This is a genomic window from Thiomonas delicata, from assembly GCF_900088825.1.
Classification (GTDB): domain Bacteria; phylum Pseudomonadota; class Gammaproteobacteria; order Burkholderiales; family Burkholderiaceae_C; genus Thiomonas_A; species Thiomonas_A delicata.
This window is the reverse complement of record NZ_LT592170.1, coordinates 1991624-2013526: the sequence shown is the minus strand read 5'-3', so window position 1 is coordinate 2013526 and position 21903 is coordinate 1991624. Positions and strand designations below refer to the sequence as shown.

The window sequence follows — 21903 nt, the reverse complement described above, 5'->3', positions numbered from 1 at the left end:
AGCACCGATTGAAATTACTTTATAGCATGACCGGTTATGCCGAAGTTAGCGAGACTGTCGATGTGGCTCATCCGCCACTCACGGTGCGCCTGGAACTGCGCAGCGTGAACAGTCGCTTCCTGGATCTCCAGTTCCGGCTGCCCGACGAACTGCGCGCGAGCGAAGCCGCGATACGCGCCACGCTGGTCCGTCATTTGCACCGCGGCAAGGTGGAGTGCCGCATCAACCTCGACGAAGCCCAATCCGCGCAGGCACCACCCGACCTGCAACTGGTGGAGCCGCTCCTGCAGGCGGAAGCCATCTTGTTGCAACGCGCCCCGCATCTGCGCACCTTGTCCGTGGCCGACGTGTGGCGGCTGAGTTCGGCGCAGCAGCAACGTCGGCTCGATCCGGCAGCGCTCGCGCTCGCCGTGCAGCGGGCGGCCGACGCCGCGCTGCAGGCCTTGCAGGTGGCACGATCAAGCGAAGGCGAACGCCTCCGCGGCTTCCTGCCGGATCGCTGTCTCCAATTGCAGCAGTGGGCGCAGGCTGCCGAACAGTTGGCGCCGCAGGCCGTCGCCCGCCAGCAGGAGCGCTTTCTTACCCGCTGGAAAGACGCCCTGCAGGCGCTGGGCGGCAACCCGAATCCGGACGTGGTGCACGAGCGCCTTTTGCAGGAAACCGCGGCCTTCGCTCTGCGCATCGACGTGGCCGAGGAAGTCAGCCGCCTACAATCGCATTTGGACGCCATGCGCAAGGTGCTCGAAGATGGTGGTGAAGTCGGCAAACGCCTGGATTTCCTGATCCAGGAACTGCACCGCGAAGCCAACACCCTCGGCTCCAAGTCCGCCGTGCTGGAACTCAGCGAATTGGCCGTCAATATGAAGGTCTGTATCGAGCAGATGCGCGAACAGGTGCAGAACCTCGAATAGCAATTTCCCCGCAGCCCGTCTCGCCGATAGCGGGTCTGGCTCCAGCCGTTCATTGCATGCCCAGGCATGCAGCGATTCCTATCCACCCCTAGCCGACACCACAGCGCATGGACTTTCCGGGCAACTTGTTCGTCGTCGCAGCCCCAAGCGGGGCCGGCAAATCCAGCCTGGTGCAGGAGCTTCTCTCCAGGGATGCGGGCATCCAGCTCTCCGTTTCCTACACCACCCGCGCCCCGCGCGGCCAGGAACAGGACGGTCGCGAATATCTATTCATCGACCGCGCCGAATTCGAGAAACGCATCAAAGCCGGCGATTTTCTCGAATGGGCCGAGGTTCACGGCAATCTCTACGGCACTTCGCGACACTGGCTGCAGCAACGCATGACCCAGGGCGTGGACGTGATGCTGGAAATCGACTGGCAGGGCGCCGAGCAGGTCAAGCAACAGTTCAGCAATGCGGTCAGCATCTATATCCTGCCTCCGTCCTACGAGGAGTTGGAGGCGCGGTTGATGCGCCGCGGCGAAGATGCCGCCGAGGTCATTGTGCGCCGGCTGCGCGACGCCCGCGTGGAAACCCCGCATGCCTCGACCTTCGACTTTATAATTGTCAATCACGATTTCTCGCAGGCGCTGAGCGACTTGCAGGCCGTCGTGGCGGCGCAAAGACTGCGCTACGCCGCCCAGCGCCGAGCCCATCCCGAAGTGTTCAAAGCACTCGGAATCCTCTGAGCACCGAGCTCAGATATCCACTGATTCACTGGAACTGCCATGGCCCGTATCACCGTCGAAGATTGTCTGGAAAAAATTCCGAATCGCTTTCAACTCGTGCTGGCGGCAACCTACCGCGCACGCATGCTGGCGCAAGGCCATACCCCCAAGATCGAAACGCGCGACAAGCCCGTGGTCACCGCATTGCGCGAAATCGCCGCCGGCCAAATCGGCATCGAAATGCTCAAACGCGTACCCGCGTGAACGGCTCCTGACCTCTCCATGCTGTGCGGCGCTCCTGATGGTCTGACATCATGCAAAGCCGCACACCCGCAACAGGCGGCAGTCATCCGCCCCGCAACCGCCCCGTGGTGCGGCGCAAGCCCGCCCCCAAAGGGGATGGGACCGATGGCGGCATATCGGCCCATGCTGCGGCGGCAAACCATGCCGACAAACACGCGGCGGTCAGCTTGGCGGTTTTGCTGGACAAGCTCTCCAGCTACCTCCCCGAGTCCGATCTGCAACTCATACGCAACGCGTACCGCTTTGCTGACGCTGCGCATCTAGGCCAATACCGCGCCAGCGGCGAACCGTATATCTCACATCCGGTAGCGGTTGCAGAAATTTGCGCCGAATGGAAGCTCGACACCCAGGCGCTGATGGCCGCGCTGCTGCACGACACGGCGGAGGACAAGGGCATCACCCAGGCCGAGTTGATGGAACACTTCGGCCCCACCGTGGCGATTTTGGTGGATGGCCTGACGAAACTCGACAAGATTCAATTTTCCAGCCGCGAGGAAAACCAGGCGGAGAGCTTCCGCAAAATGCTGCTGGCCATGGCGCGCGACATTCGCGTCATCCTGATCAAGCTCGCCGATCGCCTGCACAACATGCGCACGCTGGGCGCGATGGCGGCGGACAAGCGCCGCCGCATCGCCACCGAGACCATGGACATCTACGCACCCATCGCGTACCGGCTCGGCCTCAACCAGGTTTATCGCGAACTGCAGGATCTCGGTTTCCAGCATGGTCATCCCATGCGCCATGCCGTCCTCAGCCAGGCGCTGAAAGTGGCGCGAGGCAACCGGCGCGACCTGGTCGACAAGATTCTGGCCGCAACCACCAACTCGTTCGCCGAGGCCGGAATCCCGGCGCAGTTGTATGGCCGCGAGAAGACGCTCTATTCAATTTACAGCAAGATGCAGCGCAAACACCGTTCGTTTGCGCACGTGCAGGATATTTTCGGATTTCGCGTCATCGTTCCCGAGGTGCTCGACTGCTACCGCGCCCTCGGCGTGCTGCATGCGCAATACAAGCCAATGCCGGGCAAGTTCGAGGACTTCATCGCCATCCCCAAGCTCAATGGCTACCAGTCGTTGCACACCACATTGATCGGACCCACGGGCGCGCCGGTGGAGTTCCAGATCCGCACCGAGGCCATGCACAGGGTCGCCGAAAGCGGCGTGGCCGCGCACTGGCTGTACAAGACCTCCAACGGGGCCGAGGCTATCGCGCAGGTCAGCACGGCCGCCTGGCTGCAATCTCTGCTCGACATCCAGAACGAGAACCGGGACGCAGCCGAATTCATCGAGACCGTCAAGGTCGATCTCGCGCCCGACGCCGTCTATGTCTTCACGCCGAAGTCGCGCATCCTGGCCTTGCCGCGGGGCGCCACGCCGGTGGATTTCTCCTATGCCATCCACACGGCCCTGGGCAATCAGACCGTGGCGGCGAAAGTCAACGGCGAACTCGTGCCGCTGCGGACCGAACTGCACAGCGGCGACGTGGTGGAAATCGTCACGGCCCCGCACTCCCGACCCAATCCCAATTGGCTGAGTTTCGTGCGGACCGGGCGCGCGCGCTCGAAAATCCGGCATGAACTCAAGGTCTCCCAGCAGGCCGAGTCGCAAGAGCTCGGCAAGCGCCTGCTCAGTCGCGCCCTGAGCCAGGAAGGCCTACAGCTCGAAAGCCTGGGCCCGGCCGAATGGAGCCGCTTGCTGCACTGGAGCGGCAGTAAGAGCCAGGAAGAATTGTTCGCCGATATCGGCCTGGGCAAACGGGTGGCCGAGATCGTGGCCAAACGCGCGCTGCTCCTGCATGGCAACGGCCAGGCGAAGCTGCCGCGCCAGACCGAGGAAAACGACACGGCGGTGGCGCAGGATCTCTCTTCGAGCGGAGCCCCGGCCGCGGTCGCCGGCGCGCAGGGCGCCGCGGAAATGCCCACACGAGGCGCCCTGATCCTGGAAGGCACCGAGGGTGCCTCGGTGCACTATGCCGATTGCTGCCGCCCGATTCCGGGCGACGCCGTGCTGGGCTATCTCGGCAAGGGCGAAGGCCTCACGGTGCATCTGCAAGACTGCCCGCAGGCCCGGCGCCTGTTCCAGAAGCATCCGCAAAGCTGGATCGATCTCATCTGGTCCGCCTCGGTCACCGGGCTCTACCAGGTGGGTTTGTCGGTCTTCGTCAGCAACGGCAAGGGCGTGCTCGCCAAGCTGGCCTCGGCCATCAGCGAGCACGATGCCGACATCATCCACGTCACGATGGATGACGATTCCGGGCAACCCACCATCGAACTTCGCTTCATCCTTGCGGTTCGGGACCGCAAGCACCTCGCCGACATCCTGCGCGCGGTGCGGTCCCACAAGTTCGTCACGCGTGCCGCGCGCATCAAGCCCCGCCACAGCACGTGACGGCGCTCAAGCTCCAGGCGCCGGATAGCGGACCTCGAGAATCTCCAGCTGCAAGACACCGCCGGGTACCGGCAGGCTGACGACGTCGCCTTCATGGGCCTTGAGCATGGCGCGCGCCACCGGCGACACCCAACTGATGTGTCCGCGCTCCAGGTCGACCTCATCGGCTCCGACGATGGTCACCAGGCGCTGCGCGCCGTTGTCCTCGGCGTAACGCACCGTGGCGCCGAAGAACACCTGCGTGTTGCCATGCTGGCGCGACGGGTCGACCACTTCGGCGAGATCGAGCCGCTTGGTGAGGAAACGAATGCGCCGATCGATCTCGCGCAAGCGCTTTTTCCCATAGATGTAATCGCCGTTCTCGGAACGGTCGCCATTCGACGCGGCCCACGACACGATCTCGACCACTTTCGGTCGTTCGACCTCGATCAGGGCCTTGAGTTCGTCACGCAGGCGCGCATAGCCGCTTGGGGTGATGTAATTCTTGCTGCCGGGCGGAAGATCGGGCAGTCTGACCTCATCTCCATCGTCCTGTTCGGCGGCCGAGGAGTCTTCGCGCGTAAATGCCTTGTTCATGGGGTTTGGACCCGGCGACGCAGGCCTTGTTTGCGGGTCGAAATAAAAAACGCCCGAGCCGGGCGTTTCGTTTGAAGCGGAAAGCTTCAACGCGCACCAAGCCGGGTTTTCCGGCTTGCTGCGCGCCGGACCGTTACTTCACTTGTTCAACCGCGACCACCTTCTTCTCGCCACCCTCGAATTTCGAGATGGTGATGGACGGATCGGCAAGGTTGCCGTTGGCCATGAAGTGAATCTTGTTCTTGGTCACACCGTTGTAGTCGATGTTCTGAATGTACGACAGATACTTCTTCGGATCGGTGGACTTGGCCTTTTCCATGGCCTTGGCCAGCACCATCGTCGCATCGTAAGAATAAGGCGAATAGATCTGGAAGGCCTTGGCGCCGAATTCGGCGTCGTAGCGCTTCTTCCAGGCCTCGCCGCCAGGCATCTGGCTGAGCGGCGAGCCGCCTTCGGCGCACACCGTGCCGTTGACCGCGTCGCCACCCAGCTTCGCCAGGTCGGGCGCGCAGATGCCGTCACCGCCCATCAGCGTGGCCTTGATGCCCAGTTGCTTCAACTGGCGCGCCAGCGGGCCTGCCTGGGTGTACATGCCACCGTAGAAAATCACATCGGGGTTGGTCGACTTGATCTTGGTCAGAATGGCCGAGAAGTCGGTCGCCTTGTCGTTGGTGTACTCACGGTCCAACACCTTCAAACCGTCCTTCTTCGCCGTCGCGGCGAACACGTCGGCCACGCCCTGGCCATAGGCGGTACGGTCATCGATCACCGCCACGGTCTTGGCCTTCAATTCCTTCTTGGCGTAATTGGCCAGACCGGCGCCAAGGGCGTTGTCGTTGGCAATGATGCGGAAGAAGGTCTTGAAGCCCTGCTCGGCGATCTTGGGATCGGTGGATGAGGGCGTGATGTTGGGGATGCCGGCATTGTTATAGATGCGCGAAGCCGGGAAGGTGCAACCGGAGTTCAGGTGGCCGACGACGCCATTGACCTTTTCATCGACGAATTTCTGGGCGACCGAAGTCGCTTGCTTGGGGTCGGCCTGATCGTCCTGAGCATCGATCTTCCAGATGACTTTCTTACCACCGATCATGATGTTTTGCTTGTTCAGATCGTTGATGGCCATGCGCACGCCGTTGGTGTTGTCCTGGCCAAACGCGGCCTGAGGACCGGACATGGGTGCCGCACTGCCGATCACCACCGTGACGTCGTCAGCGGCGTAAGCCGTACCAATTGCCAGGGACAAGCCCAGAAGGGCATATTTCAGCTTCATGAATGAGCCTCCAAAAAGGATATAAAAGTTGCTTTAAGTCGGGAGATTCCCAACGGACCGATACATTAGCTGAAACATGCTGAAAAGAACAGAGAGGCTTCGATGCCCCCCGCATCGTGTTGCGTGCGCGTCAACATTGTGACCTCCATCCCGAAAACCAATTCTGGCCGCGACGACCCCGCCCCTGCACCGGTATCGACACACTCATGCGGTTTCGTATCGAACGATCTGTTTCTTATGGAAACAGATCGGGCGCGAATCATGGCGCCGGGTTCGACCCTTGCATGAGGATTTCCGTCATCACGCCCTGTATTTCGTCGCGGAGCAAGGGCTGCAGTTCGCTCGCGAGTTCCCGCGCCCACGTCTCGGCATGGCGCTGCAACAGCGCCTGAAAATGCCCTTCGAGGTTCCGGCCGAGACGCTCGGCGACTTCGTCCTGAATCTTCTGCAGCAGATCGGCCTGAACGGCCAGACGTCTCGTTTGCAGATGATCCGCCAGGCCAGTCGGGAGGGGCCTGGCGCCGTGGTCAACGGCGGGCTTAGGCGAGACGGGCGGCGATACCCATGGGCCGGCGCCTGCGGTGGGGGCTGCGCCCTGCGCAGGCAGCCCGCTTTGGCGTTCGGACTGCACAACATCGGCCGTCGCGCCAGCGCCGGGGTCGATGACTTCAGTCAAGACGGGCAAACGATCCGTGAGCGGGGGCGTCATGCTGCGATCTCCAGGGTGGTGGGTTCAGTTCCGGCTTCGCGATAGGCGCGGAAACGCGACCGCCCGGCCTGCCTGTCCGCCGAGGACGTGCCCACGATTTCGATCACGCGCGGCAAAGCCTGCCAACCCGAAGCGGGATCGGGCGCCAGATTCACCAGGCAGTCGCGGTCGCCGAAGCTGCGCAAGTCCGGCGCGTCGGTCAGCACGACCGGCGTGCGCTGGGCCAGGGCATCGCCTGCGCGGCAATGCGGCAGAAAATCGAATTGGGAGAAGGTCCATAGGCGCGCGTCCAAGTCATCCATCTGCGACGGCGCGGCGCGCACCACGAGTCTGGCGCCTTTCGCGACGGCGACGCGAAGCAGCACGCAAGCATAAGCCAGCGGGTCCGCGGCGCCCACGCGAAACTCGACTGAACTCATGCGCCTCCTCCGCGGCGCGGCAGGGGCCGGGCGCTGCCGGAACTGGCCCGTGCCTTGCAGATGGTCATGCCTTGCGCGCGGTCTCGGCGCTGTTGAGCAGATACTGCACCAGCAACGCCACGGGCCGGCCGGTCGCTCCCTTGGCTGCGCCGCTCTTCCACGCCGTCCCCGCAATGTCCAGGTGCGCCCAGCGATAGGCCTTGGCGAAACGCTGCAGGAAGCATGCCGCCGTGACGCTGCCGGCCGCACGGCCGGCGATATTGGCCACGTCGGCGAAGCTGGTCTTGAGCCCCTCGGCATAATCGTCGCCCAGCGGCATGCGCCAGCAACTGTCCTGCGCCTGTCGCGCGGCGTCAAGCAAGGCGTCGGCCAAGGCGTCGTCCGGGCTGAACAGGCCGCTGTGGATATGACCGAGCGCGATGACGCAGGCTCCGGTGAGCGTGGCGATGTCGATCACGCTGGCCGGCTTGAAGCGTTCGGCATAGGTCAGCGCGTCACACAGGATGAGCCGACCCTCGGCGTCGGTATTGAGGATCTCGATGGTCTGACCCGACATGCTTGTGACCACGTCACCCGGCTTGACGGCGCGCCCTCCGGGCATGTTTTCGGTCGCCGGAATCAGGCCCACCAGATTCAACTTGGGCTTGATGCGCGCGATGGCCTCGAAGGCGCCCAGCACCGAAGCGGCCCCCGACATGTCGTACTTCATCTCGTCCATCTCGGCCGCGGGTTTGATCGAGATGCCGCCCGTGTCGAAGGTCACGCCCTTGCCCACCAGCACGTGCGGCGCATCCTTCCTGCCCGCGCCGTCGTAGCGCAGCACGATGAAGCGCGGCGGTTGCTCGGAGCCTTGGGCCACGGCGAGAAACGCGCCCATTTTCAGGCGCTCGATCTCGCCGCGGCCCAGCACCTCCACGTTGATGCCATGACGCTTGCCAAGCTCCTGCGCGGCCTTGGCAAGATGCGACGGCGTACAGTGGTTGGCCGGCAGATTGGCCAGATTGCGGGTGAGATCGATGCCGGCCTGAACCGCCTCGGTTCGCGCAAGCTGGGCCTTCAGCGCCGCCGCCTGACGGGGATGGCGGGACAGCACATGCACCGCGTCCACCTTGTAGACCTTGTCAGGCTCGGGTCTGCGCGTGGCGGTGTAACGGTAGGCGGCGTCGCCGAAGGCGCGCGGCGCCAGTTCGGCCAGAACCGCCTCTCCGTCGGCCGCCAGCAAGTGAACCTGGCGCGCCGCAAGCGTTTTGAGTGCGCCGGCCGCGGCCTGCACGGCCTTGAGCCAGCTCGCGCTGGATACGGGAGTCGCCCCCAGGCCGACCAGGATCAGCCTCTTGGCCGCCAAGCCGGCCGGCCGGCTGCGTACGTACGTGGTGCCAAGCGCACCGGAGAAATCGCCGTCCTGCGCGGCTTCGGCCGCGACCGGGTCCACCATATCGGCCTCGACCAAGCCGCACGACGTCCCTGGCTGGTGCAGGAAAACCACCAGGGCGTCGGTCTGCAGACTGGCCAGTGATTTCAAGGGGGCTATGCTAAATTTCATGAGGTCTCCTGATGACGCCTGCATTATTCCACCAGGCTTTCCGGAGCGCCTCGCCTCCCCCCGTTCTTCCGCTCGGCCACCCCCGCCAAGCCCGATCTCGCCGCCCGACCGATGCTGCTGGACACCTCCTTGCGCCGCGAAATGGCCCGCAATTTCGGCGGCAGCTTCACCGTGCTGTTTTCAGTGGTACTCACGCTCATGCTCATCCGCGTCCTGGGCCAGGCGTCGGAAGGCCAGGCCAATCCGCAGGACCTGTTCCTGCTGATTGGCCTGGCCTGTCTGACCTATCTCCAGTTCATTCTGGGCCTGGCCCTGTTCATCGCGGTCCTGATGAGCTTCTCACGCATGCACCGCGACTCGGAGATGGTGATCTGGGCCGGTGCCGGCGTAACGCCGATGCAGTACTTCCGCACCGTCCTGCGCTTTTCGACGCCCATCGTGCTGGCCATCGCCGCCCTCACGCTCGTCGCCTGGCCCTGGGCCAACCAGCAGAACGCGGCGCTGCGCGACCGCTTCGAACAACGCTCGGATCTTGCCCGCGTGGCGCCTGGACAGTTCCGCGAATCGTCCTCCGGCAAACGGGTCTTTTTCATCGGCAAGGGCGCTGATGCGGATGGCCTGGCCCACGACATCTTCATTCGCGACAAGAGCGCAGGCCAGGAAACGATCACCCTGGCTCAGTCAGCCAAACTGCAGAATCTCGACGGCTCACGCTATCTGATGCTGGCCAACGGCCACCGCTACAGCCATGCACAGGGACAGGCCAACTACCAGATCACGGGTTTCAAGCAGATGGGCATTCGCCTGTCGTCGCTCAGCGCTCCCGCACCCTCGGCGGCCCTACCGACGGCGGTGCGCCTCGCGAATACGCCCAGCCGCGAGATTTCCACCCTGGCCCTCGCCATGTCGACGGTCCCGGCCTGGCTCGGGGAGCTCTCGTGGCGCATCGGCATCCCGATCTCCACAGTGCTGCTCACCCTCATGGCAGTTCCGCTGGCGGCCACCAATCCCCGCGCGGGACGCGCGCTGCAGCTCATTGTGGCGGTGCTCATCTACCTCACCTACATCAACTTCCTGAATGCCACGCAAGGCTGGATCGACCAGGGCAAGCTGAGCTTGCCCATCGCACTGCTCGTGCTCCACGGAACAGCCGCGGTGCTCCTCCTCGGACTTGCTTTGCGCAAAGGCTTGCTGCCCTGGCCCCGCAGCCATGGAACGCGTGCCATACCAGGCGGCCTCTCCGGGCCGACCGCCGCGCCCTGACTCCCGCATCATGCGCACCCTGCGACGCTACCTGTCCTTGCAGATCGCTTCTGCCAGCGGTCTTGTGCTGCTGGTGTTTCTGGGCCTGCTGTTTTTTCTCGATGTGATCAACGAGCTGAGCAATACCGCCGAGTCCGGCGCCTCGCTCGCGCACACCTTGCTGCTGGTCTCGCTGCAGTTGCCGAACCGCGCCTACGAAGTGCTGCCGATCGCGGCGCTGACCGGCACCGTGTACGTGCTGGCGAGTCTGGCGGCCTCGTCGGAATTCACCGTCATGCGCATGTCGGGGCTCAGCCCGCGCCGGGCGCTGACGCTATTGCTCGGCCTGGGCCTGGCGTTCTCGGTGCTGATCTTCGCGCTGGGGGAGTTCGTCTCGCCGATTGCCGAACGCGTCGCCGCCACCATGCAGGCCCGCTCGCAAGGCGGCCATTTCGGCACCAACCTCAGTTCTGGACTGTGGCTGCGCAACCGGCAGGGCGGGAAGGACGACCAGATGATCAACATCCGCAGCGTGACGGCCTCGGGCGAGCTGCGCGGCGTGCATGTCTATGTCCTTGGCGACGGCGCGCAACTCCTGCAGACGATCCACGCCGCCAGCGCCGTGTACCAAAGCGGAGGGACCTGGCTGCTGCGCCAGGTGACGTCGGTCGCAATCCCGACCCAGCCCGGCAAGGCTTTGGACGTGCGGCATGAAGCCGAGCTGCCCTGGCGGACGTCGGTCTCGCCCAGCGTGCTCGATGTGCTGCTGCTCAGTCCCGAGCGCATGTCGGTGGTGGATCTGTGGCGCTACATCGGTCATCTGCGGGCCAATGGCCAAGCGGTGCAGCGCGATGAAATCGCGCTGTGGCGCAAATTGCTCTACCCGCTCAGCGCCGTGGTGATGATGATGCTGGCGCTGCCATTCGCCTATCTCCATGGGCGTTCGGGCCAGATCAGCTGGAAGGTGTTCGGCGGCATCATGCTGGGCATCAGCTTCATTCTCCTGAACACCCTCACGTCGCGTCTGGGTCTGCTGGCGAGTTGGCCGACCTGGCTTGCCGCCGCCCTGCCCTACATGTTCTATACTGGCTCCGCGCTGGTTTTCTTCGTCTGGCGCGTGCAGTTCCGCTGAGTCCTCCACTCCAAGTCTTCGCCTCGGCCGCATGCCATGAATCTGCACCAGTTCCGCTTCCTGCAGGAAGCGGTACGCCACAACTTCAATCTCTCCGAGGCGGCGCGCGCGCTGTTCACCTCGCAACCCGGCGTCTCCAAAGCCATCATCGAGTTGGAAGACGAGCTGGGGGTGGAGATTTTCAGCCGCCATGGCAGGCGCATCCGCAAGCTCACGGCCCCTGGCGAGGAAGTCCTGCGCAGCGTGGAAGTCATTCTTCGCGAGGTCAACAACCTCAAGCGCATCGGCCAGAACTACGCGGCCCAGGACAGCGGCCAGCTCACCATCGCCGCCACCCACACCCAGGCCCGCTACCGCCTGCCGCAGGTCATCGCCGAGTTCCGCAGGCGTTTCCCGCGTGTCCAGGTGCACCTGATGCAAGGCAACCCGGACCAGGTTGCCCAGGCGGTGCTGGACGAGCGGGCCGCCATCGGTCTGGCCACCGAGAGCTTGGCCGAGCATGCCGAACTGGTCACGCTGCCATGCTACGAATGGCAGCATTTGGTGGTGACTCCGCTGAACCATCCGCTCAACGACTGCGCGGACCTGTCGCTCGCCGAACTGGCGCGGTACCCGCTCGTCACCTACGACCCCGCCTTCACCGGCCGCAAGCGCATCGACCAGGCCTTTGCGCAGCAGGGACTCGCGCCCCAGATCGTGATGGAAGCCACCGACTCGGACGTGCTCAAGACCTATGTCGAACTGGAACTCGGCGTGGGCTTGATCGCCGAGATGGCGTTCAACCCGGAGCGCGACACCCAGCTTCGCGCCAGGCCCGCCGGGCAGCTGTTCGGCCACAATCTCGCACGCGTCGCGTTCAAGCGCGGCGTGTACCAGCGTGGCTTCGTCTTCGTGCTCACCGAGTTGTTGTCGCAACGTCTGTCGCGCAAGCTGGTCGAGCAGGTGCTGCGCGGCCAGAGCGACGAGAATTTCTCGATCTGAACTTCATGTCACCGCCATGTCCGCCGTTCAACACTCCAGAACCGCTGCCGAGCATCCGGTCAGCCCCGCGCTGCGCAGCCGGCTGCCCCAGGTCGGCACCACCATTTTCACCGTGATGTCGGCGCTGGCGCAGCAATGCGGCGCCATCAACCTCGGCCAGGGTTTCCCCGACTTCGACCCTGACCCCAAGCTCCCCGAAGCCGTCAACGCCGCGATGCGCGCGGGCCACAACCAGTATCCGCCGATGGCCGGCGTGCCGCTGTTGCGCGAAGCCCTGGCCGAGAAGATCGAGGCCCTCCACGGCGCGGCCTACGACCCCGGCGAGGAGATCACCATCACGGCCGGCGCCACGCAGGCCCTGCTCACCGCCGTCCTGGCCGTTGTGCATCCGGGCGACGAAGTCATCGTGCTGACCCCCGCCTACGACAGTTACGCGCCGGCGATCGCGCTGGCCGGCGGGGTCGCGCGTTTCGTGCCGCTGGATGCGCACTACCGCCCTGACTTCGACGCCATCGCCGCCGCCATCACGCCCCGGACCCGGGCGATGCTGGTGAATTCGCCGCACAACCCCAGCGGCCGGGTCTGGACCGCGCAGGACATGCAGCGCCTGGGCACCTTGCTCGCGCCCACCGACATCGTGCTGATCTCCGACGAGGTGTACGAGCACATGGTGTTCGACGGCGCCACGCACCACAGCGCGGCGGCCTACCCGCAGCTGGCGGCGCGCAGCTTCGTCGTCTCGAGCTTCGGCAAGACCTACCACGTCACCGGATGGAAGGTGGGCATGGTCGCGGCGCCACGCGAGCTGACGCGCGAATTCCGCAAGGTGCACCAGTTCAATGTGTTCACCGTGAACACGCCGATGCAGCACGGGCTGGCCCACTACCTGCGCACGCAGCCCGAGGCGCATCTGAACCTGCCCGCCTTCTACCAGGCCAAGCGTGACCGCTTCCGCGCCGGACTGGCCTCGACCCGCCTTCGGCTGTTGCCCTGCGAGGGCACGTATTTCCAATGCGCCGACTATGGGGCCGTCAGCGATCTGCCCGAGGCCGCGTTCTGCGAGTGGCTCACGCGCGAAGTGGGCGTGGCCGCCATTCCGCTGTCGGCCTTCCATCCGGACCCGGTCGAGCGCAGCACCGTGCGCTTTTGCTTCGCCAAGCGCGAAGCCACGCTGGACGCCGCGCTGGAACGCCTGGCACGGCTCTAGCCAAGCGCACTGCCGGAAGGGGAAGGCGACACGGCATCCGGTGTTGCCGGCAGCGCCTGGGTATCCGCCCCCAGGGTGAAATCCAGCGGAGTTTGCGGCGCTGGACCTGATGCCGCGACTTGCGACGGCTTGCTGACGGTCTCCAGCGGGGCCAGGGACAGCGAGATCAGGGACAGCGGCAGATCGAGATCGGAATGCTCGTCGAAAACCGGCACCGGCCGCTGGTCCTTGGGCTGGACGGGGTTGCGGCTCAGGTCGCGGGCAACGGCGTACAAATCGAGCAGATCGCGATAGGCGGGAAGCTCGAATCCCATGCGGCGCCTACTGGGGTCATCCAGCAGCATGCGTTCGATCACAGTGAGCATGGGCGGCAGATCCCAGGTCTCGCAAATGAGTGCAAGCGCGCGCGGATAGGCCTCAAGATCGCGCCCCGGGCCGACGAGCGGCTCGTCCCAGGGCGGAATTTGCACATTGAAGCGATGCTTGAAACGCACCAGCAAGGCCTCGTAATCCTGCTTGCGGCCGTGCTGGCGGTACAGGCCGAACAGATAGAGATAGGGCAAGGCTAGCGACCCGCCACTGGCATCGTTCAGCGCCTTCTCCATCACGACGATGGCCTGTTGCGGATCGTCGATGCCTATGAAGAATTCGGCCAGCTGGCGCAGATCCATCATTTCGTCGATCTGCACCAATTCCACGCCCGAAAGCGGCTGGGTGTAGGCCTTCCTTTCCACCGTTTCCTGCACGCCCCAGTCAGCCGCTTGCGTGGTCTGGGCGACGGTTCGCGCGGCTTCGGCTTCGGCTGGAACGCCATGGCCTTGATGCTGTTCCGGAGGCCAGGTGGAAGGCCCGCTGTCCTCCGGGTGTCGCGCTTCATCTGCAGCGGCCGGCACGGCATCGGCCGGCGCCTCGGGAGCCGCGGTCGGAAGCCACCGCTCCCCCAGGGTCGCGCGGCGGCCAAGCTCGCGCCACAACCACAGACTCAGCAAAGCGAAACCCGCGGCCAGTCCGCCCAGGACGTCAATCGACATGCGGCGGCTGCTTTGCGCCGCGGTCATTCGTTCCATTTGCTCCCGAAGCCGGAGCCATTCGCCGTCGTCCCGCAAGCGCGCGGCCTTGAGTTCCGCGATCTGAGAGGTCAGCGCATTGATTTTCCTGTCGAGATCGACCTGCGTGGCGCGCGCTGGCGAAACGGTTGGGACGCTGGCGTCGGGGCCGTTCGCAGCCTCCGCAACGTTGCGCATGTCCGTCTTTCCAGGCACAGACAGCGCGGTGGACAGGCGCAGCGAGGACGATGGCGCAAGCTCGGTCGACAGCCAGTCCAGCTTGAGTTCGCTGCCGGGCTTGGCGTGCGCAGCCAGCGCCGCGTGGCGCGCCGTGACTCTTGGACGCACGCGATGGGGAAGCGAAGGTTTGCGTGTGCCCGCCGCGCGCCGTGCGGCTTGCCGTCCCGCATCGGCCCAACTTTCCTGGGGATTCGATGCGGGGAGCTCAGCGGCATGGCCATTGCGGACCTTCGCCTTGACCGCCGGGGCCACAGCCGGGTGCCGGGGCGAAACCGCGGTTGCCGCGTCGATGGGCACCACGGGCAGTTCTGGCGTCGGCGGGTTGACAAGCAGCGTGTACTGCTGGGTGCGCTGGAACTGGCAGCCGAGCTTGACTGTGAGCACGACATAGGGTTCGGTCATGGGTACGGTGGACCGAACCCGGATGCCGTCCTCCGCGCTGCCCAGATGCCGCAAGGTCACGACGAGCAGATCCTGTCGCAGGGCATCGCTGCCAACATCGGCCTGGGCCTGCACGCAGTTGGATGCCAGTTGTTCCGAAGCATCCAGGCGCACCGGGATGTCCACACGCAAGGGCTGCCCGAGAACGGCATATGTCTGCGGCGGCTCCAGCAGCAAGGCCTGCGCAGGCATGGCCGCCAGCACCGCGCCTGCGGCCAGGACCGGCTTGAGCCATGTCGGCAGGCGGAGCATGCGCCACGTGAAGTCCGGACGGCGAAACATGTGGACAATCCTGATGAAAAATCGGGCCATTTCGATGCGATTCGACTCTATCAGTCGATACGACGCGAATTTGCTTGACGCACCTCACGAAAATCGAGATTTCGTGAACCATTTTGCAAAAATGCGCTTTTCCGCACAGGCCCCCGCGCACCCCTTCAGGAGACCCTTGCCATGGCCCAAACCTACGACGAACCTGCAGGCGCCGACGCGCGCGTTTGCGTGCTGAACCTGCAGCTCGGCAGCGCCGGTCCGACCATGACCCCGGAGACGGCGCATGCCGGCATCGAAGCCCTGTCGACCGCACTGCGCGATCCCGATATCGGCGTCATCGTGCTCACGGGCAGCGCCGAGCAGTTCTGCGCCGGCGTGCCGGCGCCCGCGCGTCCCGCTGGCGAGATGGCGCGGGACGGGAACGCGCCAGCGTTCGTCGACGCGCTGCACGACTGGCTGCTGGCGCTGCGCGAAAGCGACAAGCTCACGATCGCGGCCGTCGAGGGACAGGCCAGCGGCGCCGGACTGGCGCTGGCGCTGGCATGCGACCTCATCGTCGCCGCGCGCCATGCCCGCTTCGTCTTGCCGGCCGCCAGCCAGACGAGCGGCCGCAACGTCGGCGCGCTGTGGCTGGCGGCGCAGTCCCTTCCGCGCAGCGCGCTCGCCGAGTTGAGTCTGCTCGACGCCGCCATGCCGGCCGAACGCGCGCACGCCCTGGGGCTGGTGTGCAAACTCACCGAACCTGGCCTGGCCTTGCAGCAGGCGACGCAACTCGCAAGGGCTGCGGCGCAGCGCGAGCCTGCAACGCTGGCCGCGCTGAAGGGGCAGATCGCGCGCGCGATGGAGCAGCCGCTGCATGAAGTCCTGGCCGAGGAACGAACCCGCTGGCTGCGCGGCGAGGCGCCCTGAGCCGAACCCTGCACGATTTCCGGCCCGGCGTCACAATGCGACTGGCGCGCGGCCGCTGGAGCCGCTGCCCGTCCACCACGCAACCCCATGATCGACCTTTACTCCTGGCCCACGCCCAACGGTCAAAAAGTCCACATCCTGCTCGAGGAGCTCGGTCTGAGCTACAAGGTGCACGGCGTCAACATCGGCACCGGCGAGCAGTTCAAACCGGAATTCCTGCGCATCAGTCCAAACAACAAGATTCCGGCCCTGGTCGATGCCGACGGACCGGATGGCCAGCCCCTGGCGCTGTTCGAGTCCGGCGCCATTCTGGTCTATCTGGCCGAGAAGACCGGGCGCTTGCTGCCGGCTTCGGGCGCCCAACGCTACACGACCCTGCAGTGGCTGATGTGGCAGATGGGCGGACTGGGGCCCATGCTGGGCCAGGCCCACCACTTCCGCATCTACGCGCCGGAAAAGATCGACTACGCCATCGCGCGCTACACCAACGAGGCCAGGCGCCTGTACGCCGTGCTCGACCAGCGCCTGATGCAATCGCCCTGGCTGGGCGGCAACGACTACTCGATCGCCGACATCGCCGCCTTTCCCTGGTGCCGCAGCGCCAAGAACCAGGGCGTGGACTGGGCCGAATACCCGCACGCCAAGCGCTGGTTCGACGCCATCGACGCCCGGCCGGCCGTGCAGCGCGGCCTGGCGGTGCTGGCCGAACAGCGCAAGCCCCTGCTGGACGAACAGTCCCGCAAGAATCTGTTCGGCGAGGCGCAATACCAGCGCCGCTGAAGTTTCCCGAAGCCGCACCGGTTTGATTCCTCACCCCCCGACGACAACAAGACAAGAAGGCATTCCATGAAACTCGTCCGCTACGGCCCTCCGGGGCGCGAACAACCCGGTCTCATCGACGGCCAGAACAGGCTGCGCAGCCTGCGCGATGTGGTGCGCGACATCGGACCCGACGTCTACGCTCCGCAAGGCCAGCGCGCCCTGCGCAAACTGGACGTGGAGGCGCTGCCCCTGGTGCGTGGCAAGCCGCGGCTCGGCGTGCCCTTCGTCGGCATCGGCAAGTTCATCGCCATCGGCCTGAACTACCGCGACCATGCCGCCGAGGCCAGGCTGCCCATCCCGAGCGAACCCATCGTGTTCAACAAATGGACCACCTGCATCAGCGGGCCGAGCGACCCGATCGAGCAGCCCCCGCATTCCACGCGGCTGGACTGGGAGGTCGAGCTCGGCGTGGTGATCGGCCGCCAGGCGCGCTACGTTCCGGTGGGCGAGGCCCTGGCCCATGTGGCGGGCTACTGCGCCGTGCACGACGTGTCCGAACGCCAGTTTCAGTTCGAGCGCGGCAGCCAGTGGGACAAGTCCAAGGGTTGCGACAGCTTCGGTCCGGTCGGCCCCTGGCTGGTGACGGCCGACGAGTTGCCCGACCCGCAGAGCCTCGACCTGTGGCTGGACGTCAACGGCCGGCGCATGCAGTCCGGCAACACCCGCGACATGATCTTCAGCGTCGCGCAGATCGTCAGCTACCTCAGCCACTTCATGACCCTGCGGCCCGGCGACCTCATCGCCACCGGCACGCCGGCCGGCGTCGGCATGGGACAAAAACCGCCCCGCTACCTGCAGCCGGGCGACCTGGTCGAACTCGGCATCCAGGGCCTGGGCTGCCAGCGGCAGACCGTGCTGGCCTCGGCCCGCAAGGTGGCGCAGGACGCCGCCGGCCTCGTGCTCGCAACCAAGACCTGAGCGGGACAGGCCCTGGGAACAACCCGGGCATCCTGCCGTCCGGGCTCCGGTTCGGGTTTTGTGTGCGCCCGGTTCCTGGGCGATCAGCCGGACGCGTCGTTGTCGCGCGCCTCGAGTTCGCCAATGCGTAGCGCGGCGCGAGCGTCTTCAGGCTCGGACAGTCCGCTGGCGACAGCCAATGCGATGACGATGAAGCTCAGGATCACCACCAGGCCCATGCCTTCGTAGAAGGTCAGCGTGCCATTGCCGCCAATGGGCTCGGCCGGGCCCAGATTGGTGATGGCCCACATCCCGAGGAAATACGGGAACAGCCACCACGCGCCTTTCCAATGCAGTTCGCCGATGCGGCCGGAAACGGCCTGCGCGATCACGTACAGCACGAAGATCACCGCCAGCGCGCCGAACAGGAAGTCGTCGGTGCCCGCGCCGGACCAGAAGATGATGAAGTTGGCCGCGATGAAGGCCAGCGGCGCCCACAGCCAGGCGCCCTTCAGCGTGTAGGGGCGCCGGTACGCGCCCAGCGGCAATGTGCGACGCAAGGTCAGCAGCGATACCGGCCCCACGCCGTAAGCCAGCACCGCGGCCGACGAGATGAAGGTCACGATTTTCTGCCACGAGGGGAAAGGCAGGAAGAACAGCAGGCCGACGATCCAGGTGACCCAGAGGCCGGCCGAAGGCGCTCCCTTCGCATTGAGTTTGGCGAACCAGGGCAGCGACAGGCCGTCCTTGCCGGTGGCATAGACCACGCGCGCGGTCGTGCCGCCGTACACCAGGCCGGTCCCGGCCGGGGACACCACCGCGTCGATGTAGAGCAGCGCCGCCAACCAGCTCAAACCGAGCAGGGTGGCCAAGCCGGCGAAGGGGCCGGAAGCGCCGGTGAAATGCACCTTGGCCCAGCCCTGGGCGATGTCGCTCGGGTTGAGCGCGCCGATGAAGGCCACTTCGAGCAAAACGAAGATCGCCCCCGCGATCAACACCGAGCCGACGATGGCGATCGGTACGTCGCGCTGCGGATTCTTGGCTTCTCCCGACAGTTCGATGGCTTGCCGAAAACCCAGGTAGCTGAACACGATGCCGGATGTGGCGATGGTCGAGATCGTGCCTTGCATCCCCATCGGCGCAAAGCCCTGCGAGGTGAAGTTGGCGCTGTGAAACGACGACACCAGCAACATGACGATGGCGAGGATCGGCACGATGAGCTTCCAGACCATCATCGTGTTGCCCACCCGCAGCAACATCCGCACCCCCATGGCATTGATCAGCACGAACACACCCAGCAGCACCACGCTGGCGCCCATGCCCTCGGGCGTGAGCAGCTGGGTCTTGGCGTTGACGAAGCCGGGCAAATAGTTGTTGGCGTAGGTGACAACCGCCAGCACTTCGGCCGGCGCCACCGTGACATAGCCGAGAAACACCACCCAACTCATCACCGCGGCCATCAGACTGCCGTGGCTGAGCTTGGGGAAGGTGATGACCGCGCCCATCCCCGGGAATGCGCTGGTGAGTTCGGCATTGACGAAGGCAAGCAACAGAATCGCCGCGCCGCCGATCACCCAGGACAGGATGCTGGAGGGTCCGGCCTGCTGGGCTGCGGTGAGCGGCGCGAACAGCCAGCCCGAGCCGATGATGGCGGTGAGGCTGGCGAACAGCAGGCTCCAGATGCCCGCTTCTTTGTGAATCTTGCTGCGCTGGGTCTTGGGCGGGGTGACCGCACCGAGAGGAACACTGGCCATGATGATCTCCGTTTGAGAGGGAAATGGCTCGCTGTCGTCGCGAACTTCGTTGACGCTCAACGTTTGTATTCCAGTCGACCGCATTTGCAGGTGAACGAAGGTAAAACGCGCAGCGAGATACGACAGCGGCCCGACCTTCCAGCCGATCCCCGCACTGCTCGACGGTGGGCATGGCGTCCGGTCTTGCTAGGCTTGTGCCATGAACGCCCGCCTCGATGCCCGCCCCGATGCCGAACACCTCTTGCAGCATGTCTGGGGCTACCCGGCGTTTCGCGGCATGCAGCGCGACGTGGTCGACCATGTCGCGGCCGGCGGCGATGCGCTGGTGCTGATGCCCACCGGTGGCGGCAAGTCGCTGTGCTATCAGATCCCGGCCTTGCTGCGCGCGGGCATCGGCGTCGTGGTGTCGCCGCTGATCGCACTCATGCAGGACCAGGTCGCGGCGCTGGAGGAACTCGGCGTGCGCGCCGCCTTCCTCAATTCCACCCTCGATGCCGCCACCGTGCAGGACGTGCAGCAACGTGCCCGCCGCGGCGAGCTCGACCTGCTCTACATGGCGCCCGAACGCCTGCTGAGCGAAAGCGGCCTGCGCCTGCTGGGGCAATGCCGCATCGCGCTGTTCGCCATCGACGAGGCGCATTGCGTATCGCAATGGGGGCACGATTTCCGCCCGGAATACGGCCAGCTGGCCGTGCTGCGCGAACGCTGGCCCGAGGTGCCTCGCATCGCGCTCACCGCCACCGCCGACGTGCCGACACGGCAGGAGATCGCCGAGCGCCTGCTGCGGGACGGCCGTGCCTTCGTCTCCAGCTTCGACCGCCCCAACATCCGCTACCGCGTGGTGGAAAAGCGCGATGGCCGCGCCCAGTTGCTCAACTTCATCCGCACCGAGCATGCCGGCGACTGCGGCGTCGTGTACTGCCTGTCGCGCAACACGGTGGAGGAGGTTGCCGCCATGCTCGCCGGCCACGGCATTCGCGCCCTGCCTTATCACGCCGGCCTGCCGGCGGCCCAGCGCGCGTCCCATCTGCGCCGCTTCCTGGACGAGGACGGCGTCGTGATGGTGGCCACCATCGCCTTCGGCATGGGCATCGACAAGCCCGACGTGCGCTTCGTCGCGCACCTGGACATGCCGCGCTCCATCGAAGGCTACTTCCAGGAAACGGGCCGCGCCGGGCGCGACGGCCTACCCGCCCAGGCCTGGATGGCCTACGGCCTGTCCGACGTGGTGCAGCAGCGCCGGCTGATCGAACTCTCCGAAGCCGACGACGCCTACAAGCGCCTGTCCAGCAGCAAACTCGACGCCATGCTCGCCCTGGCCGAAGCGGCGGACTGCCGCCGCGTGCGCCTGCTGGGCTATTTCGACGAAGCCAGCGGCCCGTGCGGCAATTGCGACAACTGCCTGAACCCGCCCGAACTGGTCGACGCCACCGAGTCTGCGCAAAAACTGCTGTCGTGCATCTACCGCTGCCGCCAGACCAGCGGCACCAGCTTTGCCGCCACCCACATCATCGACGTGCTGCGCGGCAAGCGCAGCGAGAAGGTCGAGCGCCACAACCACCATGCCCTGTCCACCTTCGGCATCGGCGCCGACCTGAGCGAGCAGGACTGGCGCCAGCTGCTGCGTCAGCTCGCGGCCCAGCACCTGGTCGAGGTGGACCCCGCGCATTTCAACGTCCTGCACCTCACCGAGTCGAGCCGCGAGGTGCTGCGCGGAGCGCGACGCATCCACCTCAAGCGCCAGGAACCGGCGGCCGCGGGCAAGCGCCGCGCGAGTTCGACGCCGCGCCCGGTGGCGCAAGCCCTCGCGGCGGACGATCTCGCCCTGTTCGAGGCCCTGCGCGCCTGGCGCAGCGGCGTGGCCAGGGAGCACGGCGTGCCGGCCTACGTCGTGTTGCCCGACAGCACGCTGCAAGCCATTGCCCTGGCCCGCCCTGGCGACCTCGACGCGCTGCGCAGCATCTCCGGCGTGGGCGACAAGAAGCGCGACAGCTACGGGGCCGCCCTGCTCGACATCATGGCCCGGCACGCCGGGGCTTGAATTCCGTCGGGCCAGCCACCGTTGCGCTCGACGCGACCACCGCCGCGTGACCCCCGGCGCGGCGAAACAACCCTGGGCCGTCCGGCCGCAGGA

The 21903-nt window shown here is 65.6% G+C and carries 19 protein-coding genes; 12 read left to right on the top strand and 7 right to left on the bottom strand.

Annotated features, from left to right (window positions below):
• The first annotated feature begins 8 nt into the window (after positions 1-8).
• The 4 genes from THIARS_RS09550 to THIARS_RS09535 all read left to right on the top strand — a co-directional run bounded on the left by THIARS_RS09550 (position 9) and on the right by THIARS_RS09535 (position 4308).
• On the top strand, positions 9-911 hold the full coding sequence (locus THIARS_RS09550; RefSeq protein WP_245845714.1) for a YicC/YloC family endoribonuclease: 903 nt from the start codon (positions 9-11) through the stop codon (positions 909-911).
• A gap of 107 nt (positions 912-1018) precedes the next feature.
• Complete coding sequence (gene gmk, locus THIARS_RS09545) at positions 1019-1639, top strand: guanylate kinase (RefSeq protein ID WP_094160508.1); 621 nt, start codon at positions 1019-1021, stop codon at positions 1637-1639.
• A 39-nt stretch (positions 1640-1678) separates the two neighbouring features.
• The gene (rpoZ, locus tag THIARS_RS09540; RefSeq protein ID WP_094160507.1) at positions 1679-1882 is read left to right on the top strand and encodes a DNA-directed RNA polymerase subunit omega; all 204 of its coding nucleotides are present in this window, start codon (positions 1679-1681) and stop codon (positions 1880-1882) included.
• A 50-nt stretch (positions 1883-1932) separates the two neighbouring features.
• Entirely contained in the window at positions 1933-4308 is a 2376-nt protein-coding gene (locus THIARS_RS09535; RefSeq protein WP_094160506.1) for a RelA/SpoT family protein, read from the top strand.
• A 6-nt stretch (positions 4309-4314) separates the two neighbouring features.
• Here THIARS_RS09535 and greB read toward each other — a convergent pair whose 3' ends face one another.
• From greB to THIARS_RS09510, 5 genes are all read right to left on the bottom strand, one after another.
• A complete protein-coding gene (gene greB, locus THIARS_RS09530) occupies positions 4315-4884 on the bottom strand; it encodes a transcription elongation factor GreB (RefSeq protein ID WP_094160505.1) in 570 nt (189 codons plus the stop codon).
• Between the two features lie 133 nt (positions 4885-5017).
• Entirely contained in the window at positions 5018-6154 is a 1137-nt protein-coding gene (locus tag THIARS_RS09525) for a branched-chain amino acid ABC transporter substrate-binding protein (protein WP_094160504.1), read from the bottom strand.
• Positions 6155-6413: 259 nt separating this feature from the next.
• Positions 6414-6863: a hypothetical protein gene (locus THIARS_RS09520; RefSeq protein ID WP_094160503.1), complete on the bottom strand. Its 450-nt coding sequence runs from the start codon at positions 6861-6863 to the stop codon at positions 6414-6416.
• Positions 6860-7282 (bottom strand): DNA polymerase III subunit chi, encoded by a 423-nt coding sequence (locus THIARS_RS09515; RefSeq protein WP_094160502.1) that lies wholly within the window; start codon positions 7280-7282, stop codon positions 6860-6862. Before THIARS_RS09515 ends, THIARS_RS09520 begins: the two co-directional genes overlap by 4 nt.
• Positions 7283-7346: 64 nt before the next feature.
• The gene (locus THIARS_RS09510) at positions 7347-8825 is read right to left on the bottom strand and encodes a leucyl aminopeptidase (RefSeq protein WP_094160501.1); all 1479 of its coding nucleotides are present in this window, start codon (positions 8823-8825) and stop codon (positions 7347-7349) included.
• Positions 8826-8936: 111 nt separating this feature from the next.
• Between THIARS_RS09510 and lptF the strand changes: the two genes are divergently transcribed.
• Genes lptF through THIARS_RS09490 form a run of 4 tightly spaced genes read left to right on the top strand, consistent with a single transcriptional unit; the run spans position 8937 to position 13387 of the window.
• Positions 8937-10088: an LPS export ABC transporter permease LptF gene (lptF, locus tag THIARS_RS09505; protein WP_094160500.1), complete on the top strand. Its 1152-nt coding sequence runs from the start codon at positions 8937-8939 to the stop codon at positions 10086-10088.
• Between the two features lie 10 nt (positions 10089-10098).
• The gene (gene lptG, locus THIARS_RS09500) at positions 10099-11199 is read left to right on the top strand and encodes an LPS export ABC transporter permease LptG (RefSeq protein ID WP_094160747.1); all 1101 of its coding nucleotides are present in this window, start codon (positions 10099-10101) and stop codon (positions 11197-11199) included.
• 36 nt (positions 11200-11235) lie between these two features.
• Positions 11236-12180, top strand: coding sequence for a CysB family HTH-type transcriptional regulator (locus tag THIARS_RS09495; RefSeq protein WP_094160499.1), 945 nt, complete (start codon positions 11236-11238; stop codon positions 12178-12180).
• Between the two features lie 16 nt (positions 12181-12196).
• A complete protein-coding gene (locus tag THIARS_RS09490; RefSeq protein WP_094160498.1) occupies positions 12197-13387 on the top strand; it encodes a pyridoxal phosphate-dependent aminotransferase in 1191 nt (396 codons plus the stop codon).
• Here THIARS_RS09490 and THIARS_RS09485 read toward each other — a convergent pair.
• A complete protein-coding gene (locus THIARS_RS09485; RefSeq protein ID WP_141202368.1) occupies positions 13384-15396 on the bottom strand; it encodes a type IV pilus assembly protein FimV in 2013 nt (670 codons plus the stop codon). The two genes, THIARS_RS09490 and THIARS_RS09485, sit on opposite strands and share 4 nt — an antisense overlap.
• 171 nt (positions 15397-15567) lie before the next feature.
• On the opposite strand from THIARS_RS09485, the gene THIARS_RS09480 reads away from it, so the two are divergent.
• The 3 genes from THIARS_RS09480 to THIARS_RS09470 all read left to right on the top strand — a co-directional run bounded on the left by THIARS_RS09480 (position 15568) and on the right by THIARS_RS09470 (position 18036).
• Complete coding sequence (locus THIARS_RS09480; RefSeq protein WP_094160496.1) at positions 15568-16296, top strand: enoyl-CoA hydratase-related protein; 729 nt, start codon at positions 15568-15570, stop codon at positions 16294-16296.
• A gap of 87 nt (positions 16297-16383) precedes the next feature.
• Positions 16384-17076: a glutathione S-transferase N-terminal domain-containing protein gene (locus THIARS_RS09475; RefSeq protein WP_094160495.1), complete on the top strand. Its 693-nt coding sequence runs from the start codon at positions 16384-16386 to the stop codon at positions 17074-17076.
• A gap of 66 nt (positions 17077-17142) precedes the next feature.
• On the top strand, positions 17143-18036 hold the full coding sequence (locus THIARS_RS09470; RefSeq protein ID WP_094160494.1) for a fumarylacetoacetate hydrolase family protein: 894 nt from the start codon (positions 17143-17145) through the stop codon (positions 18034-18036).
• 83 nt (positions 18037-18119) lie between these two features.
• Here THIARS_RS09470 and THIARS_RS09465 read toward each other — a convergent pair whose 3' ends face one another.
• Positions 18120-19769 carry an APC family permease gene (locus tag THIARS_RS09465; RefSeq protein ID WP_094160746.1) on the bottom strand — a complete coding sequence of 550 codons (1650 nt, stop codon included), beginning with the start codon at positions 19767-19769 and terminating at the stop codon, positions 18120-18122.
• A 199-nt stretch (positions 19770-19968) separates the two neighbouring features.
• Between THIARS_RS09465 and recQ the strand changes: the two genes are divergently transcribed.
• Positions 19969-21810 (top strand): DNA helicase RecQ, encoded by a 1842-nt coding sequence (gene recQ, locus THIARS_RS09460; protein ID WP_094160493.1) that lies wholly within the window; start codon positions 19969-19971, stop codon positions 21808-21810.
• The last annotated feature ends 93 nt before the right edge of the window (positions 21811-21903 follow it).